The 4,176-nt window shown below is 65.2% G+C and carries 2 protein-coding genes; both read left to right on the top strand.

Annotated elements, in window-relative coordinates:
• Nucleotides 1-226 precede the first annotated feature (226 nt).
• Nucleotides 227-514: an FAD assembly factor SdhE gene (locus AC0L17_RS09925; RefSeq protein WP_128169001.1), complete on the top strand. Its 288-nt coding sequence runs from the start codon at nucleotides 227-229 to the stop codon at nucleotides 512-514.
• A 13-nt stretch (nucleotides 515-527) separates the two neighbouring features.
• Nucleotides 528-4,025 carry a transcription-repair coupling factor gene (mfd, locus tag AC0L17_RS09920; RefSeq protein WP_473515690.1) on the top strand — a complete coding sequence of 1,166 codons (3,498 nt, stop codon included), beginning with the start codon at nucleotides 528-530 and terminating at the stop codon, nucleotides 4,023-4,025.
• Nucleotides 4,026-4,176 lie beyond the last annotated feature (151 nt).

Here is a 4,176-nt window from a genome sequence, read left to right as displayed (position 1 = left end):
TCCCCACTTCGACGTGCCTTGGATTTGCCCCCCCGCCGCCCCGCCCGCCCCCCCCCCCCGCCCCCCGGCGGGCCGCCCCCCCCCCCCCCCCCCTGGGGGGTGCTTGGGCCGACGGTGTCAGGAGTGTATGTCACACCGGGATGTTAGACACCCACCGGACCGTTGCAAGGCTGACACCGCGCTCTATCCACGCTATATGCGCCGCTTCAGGCAAGGATGCTGGACGATGACCGGAACGAGACGATCAAGCGAGGGGCTCGACGCCCGCCGCCGCAAGCTTCTGTTTCGATCCTGGCATCGCGGCATGCGCGAAATGGACCTTATTCTCGGCAGTTTCGCCGACGCCGAGATCGGCGCCTTGACCGGCGACGAACTCGACCAATATGAGAGGCTCCTCGAAATTGCCGATACCGAATTCCTGCCCGTGATCACCGGCGAGCGGCCGATTCCGGCTGACATCGACTGTGCCGTCCTGCAAAAAATCCTGGCGTCGCGCCAGGCGATGACATTCTGAAATACGTGATTCCATGAGCCTGATTCCCACAATTGGCCTGCCGAAAGGCCGCGCCGGCCAGTTCATCGTCGACGGAGTCGCCGACGGTTACGAAGCCTTCGCGCTGGTGCAGGCCGCGCACGAGATCGCGCCCGACAAGCCGGCGCTGTTCGTGGCACGCGACGGCCAGCGCCTGCCTTCGATCGTCGAGGCGCTTTCCTTCGCCGCGCCTGGCCTGCCGGTGCTCGAACTGCCGGCCTGGGATTGTCTGCCCTATGACCGCGTTTCGCCCGGCCCGGATGCAGCCGCGCGGCGACTGGACGCGCTCACCGCGATGATCGCGTTGGCAAAAAATCCGCACCGCGCCGTCATCCTGACCACTGCCAACGCGCTGCTGCAGCGCATTCCGCCGGCAAGCCTTGTCGAGGCGCAGACATTTCACGCCAAACCCGGCAACCAGATCGACATGAACGCACTGGCGTCGCAGCTGGAGATATCAGGCTTCGAGCGGGTGCCGACCGTGCGCGGCGTCGGCGAGTTCGCCGTGCGCGGCGGCATTCTTGACCTGTTCGCGCCGGGCTGGACGGAAGCGCTCAGGCTCGATTTCTTCGGCGACACGCTGGAATCGATCCGCGTCTTCGACGCCGCCACGCAGCGCACCACCGGCCAGCGCAAGTCGATGGCGCTGCAGGCGATGAGCGAAGTGGCGCTGACGCCGGAGACCATCAGCCGCTTCCGCCGCTCCTACATCGACGCTTTTGGCGCGCCCTCGCGTGACGATGGGCTCTATGCGGCGGTCAGCGAGGGACGGCGTTTTGCCGGCATGGAGCACTGGCTGCCGTTCTTCTACGAGCGGCTGGAGACGGTGTTCGACTATCTGCCGGACACGCCTGTCGTGTTCGACCATCTGGCGCATGAGGCACTGGCCGAGCGCCATGCGCTGATCCTCGACCATTACGAGGCGCGCAGGAAGCAGGCCGACGGCGCGCTGAAGGACGCCGTCCCCTACAAGCCGGTGCCGCCCGACCTGCTTTATCTGTCGCCGGAAAACCTCATCGCCTCGCTTGGCCCGCGCGAGGCGATCGACTTTACGCCGTTCGACGCGCCCGACGCCGGCGCCAGGAAAATCTACCATGCCGGGTCGCGGCACGGCCGCAGCTTCGTCGAGGAACGCGCCGACCCCAACGTCAACGTCTTCGACGTCGTTGTAAAACACATTGGCGACGAGCGCGCCGCCCGCCGCCGCGTCGTCGTCGCCGGCTGGACCGAAGGTTCGCTCGACCGGCTCGGCCAGATCCTGGCCGAGCATCATCTCGGCAACCTCGAGCCGGTGGCTACGCTGGCCGAGGCGGAAAAGCTCGAACCGGGACAGGCGGGACTTGCCGTGCTGCCGCTCGAATCCGGCTTCGAGACCGAGAAACTGGTCGTCGTCGCCGAGCAGGACATTCTGGGCGACCGGCTCATCCGTCGCTCGAAGCGCAAGAAGCGCCCTTCCGATTTCATCGCCGAGGCCTCGGCTTTGTCCTCCGGCGACATCGTCGTCCATAGCGACCACGGTATTGGCCGCTTCATCGGGCTGCGCACCATCGAGGCGGTCGGCGCGCCGCATGATTGCCTCGAAATCCATTACGCCGGCGACGACCGGCTGTTCCTGCCGGTGGAGAACATCGAGCTTTTGTCGCGCTATGGCTCGGATTCGACTGAGGCGACATTGGACAAGCTTGGCGGCGGCGCCTGGCAGTCGAGAAAAGCGCGGCTGAAGAAACGCCTGCTCGACATGGCCGGACAGTTGATCCGCATCGCCGCCGAGCGGCAGATGCGCGCTGCCCCTTCGCTGGTGCCGGCAGACGGTCTCTATGACGAATTCGCCGCGCGGTTTCCCTATGAGGAGACCGACGATCAGCAGACGGCGATCGATTCGGTCATGGGCGACCTGGGCGCCGGCAAGCCGATGGACCGGCTGATCTGCGGCGATGTCGGCTTCGGCAAGACCGAGGTGGCACTTCGCGCCGCCTTCATTGCGGCGATGGAAGGCTTTCAGGTCGCGGTGGTGGTGCCGACGACGCTGCTGTCGCGCCAGCATTTCAAGACCTTCTCGCAGCGCTTCTCCGGCCTGCCGATCCGCGTCGCTCAGGCCTCGCGGCTGGTCGGCGCCAAGGAACTGGCAGAGGCCAAGAAAGGCATCGCCGACGGCACCGTCGACATCGTCATCGGCACTCACGCGCTGCTCGGCTCGTCGATCTCGTTCAAGAATCTCGGCCTGTTGATCATCGACGAGGAACAGCATTTTGGCGTCAAGCACAAGGAACGGCTGAAGGACCTGAAGAGCGACGTGCATGTGCTGACGCTGTCGGCAACGCCGATCCCGCGCACGCTGCAACTGGCGTTGACCGGGGTGCGCGAACTGTCGCTGATCGCCACGCCGCCGGTCGACCGCCTGGCGGTGCGCACCTTCATCTCGCCCTTCGACCCGCTGGTCATCCGCGAGACCCTGCTGCGGGAACGCTACCGCGGCGGTCATTCCTTCTATGTCGTGCCGCGCATCAGCGATCTGGCGGAAATTCATGATTTCCTTCGTGAATCCGTGCCCGAGCTAAAGGTGGCTGTCGCTCACGGCCAGATGCCGCCCGGCGAGCTCGACGACATCATGAACGCCTTCTACGACGGCCAGTACGATGTGCTGTTGTCGACCACCATCGTCGAATCCGGCCTCGATATCCCGACCGCCAACACGCTGATCGTGCATCGCGCCGACATGTTCGGCCTGTCGCAGCTCTACCAGCTGCGCGGCCGCGTCGGCCGCTCGAAGGTGCGCGCCTATGCGCTGTTCACGCTGCCGGCCAACCGCAAGCTGACCGATACCGCCGAGCGCCGGCTGAAGGTGCTGCAGTCGCTCGACACGCTCGGCGCCGGTTTCCAGCTCGCCAGCCACGATCTCGACATCCGAGGTGCCGGCAATCTTCTCGGCGAAGAGCAGTCCGGCCACATCAAGGAGGTCGGCTTCGAGCTCTACCAGCAGATGCTGGAAGAGGCCGTCGCCGAGGTCAAGGATTCCGGCGAGGTGCAGGATGGCGGCTGGTCGCCGCAGATCGCCGTCGGCACGGCGGTGATGATCCCCGAAAACTATGTTCCGGACCTGCAGCTGCGGCTGGCGCTCTACCGCCGCCTCGGCGATCTCGAAAACACCGAGGAGATCGACGCTTTCGGCGCCGAGCTGATCGACCGCTTCGGACCGCTGCCGGAGGAAGTGAAGCATCTCTTGAAGATCGTCTTCATCAAGGCGCTGTGCCGCAAGGCCAATGTCGAAAAGCTCGATGCCGGACCAAAGGGCGTCGTCATCCATTTCCGCAAGCGCGAGTTCTCCAATCCCGTCGGGCTGGTCACCTTCATCGGCGAGCAGGGTTCGCTGGCCAAGATCCGGCCGGACCACAGCGTCGTTTTCGTCCGCGACTGGCCGACACCTGAAAAGCGGCTGGCCGGTTCAGCGGTCGTCATGACGCAGCTGGCAAGGCTGGTGGAGAAGGCGGCTTAGCTGCTGGAGTGGCCAATTGTCGATGTAGGCGCTGCCCCTCATCCGCCTGCCGGCACCTTCTCCCCGTGTAGTGACCTATCGGATTCACACATCGAGCGTGGCTCCGTACTTGATGGCTTGGAACTCTGCGAGGCCGATGCGCATCACCTTG

Source organism: Mesorhizobium sp. WSM4829 (genome assembly GCF_055811475.1).
This window is presented reverse-complemented; position numbering and strand designations above follow the sequence as displayed.

What these genes read in the sequence shown, in the direction of transcription:
- mfd (WP_473515690.1), top strand. Translation starts at nt 528, where the DNA reads ATGAGCCTGATTCCCACAATTGGCCTGCCGAAAGGCCGCGCCGGCCAG.
- AC0L17_RS09925 (WP_128169001.1), top strand. Translation starts at nt 227, where the DNA reads ATGACCGGAACGAGACGATCAAGCGAGGGGCTCGACGCCCGCCGCCGC.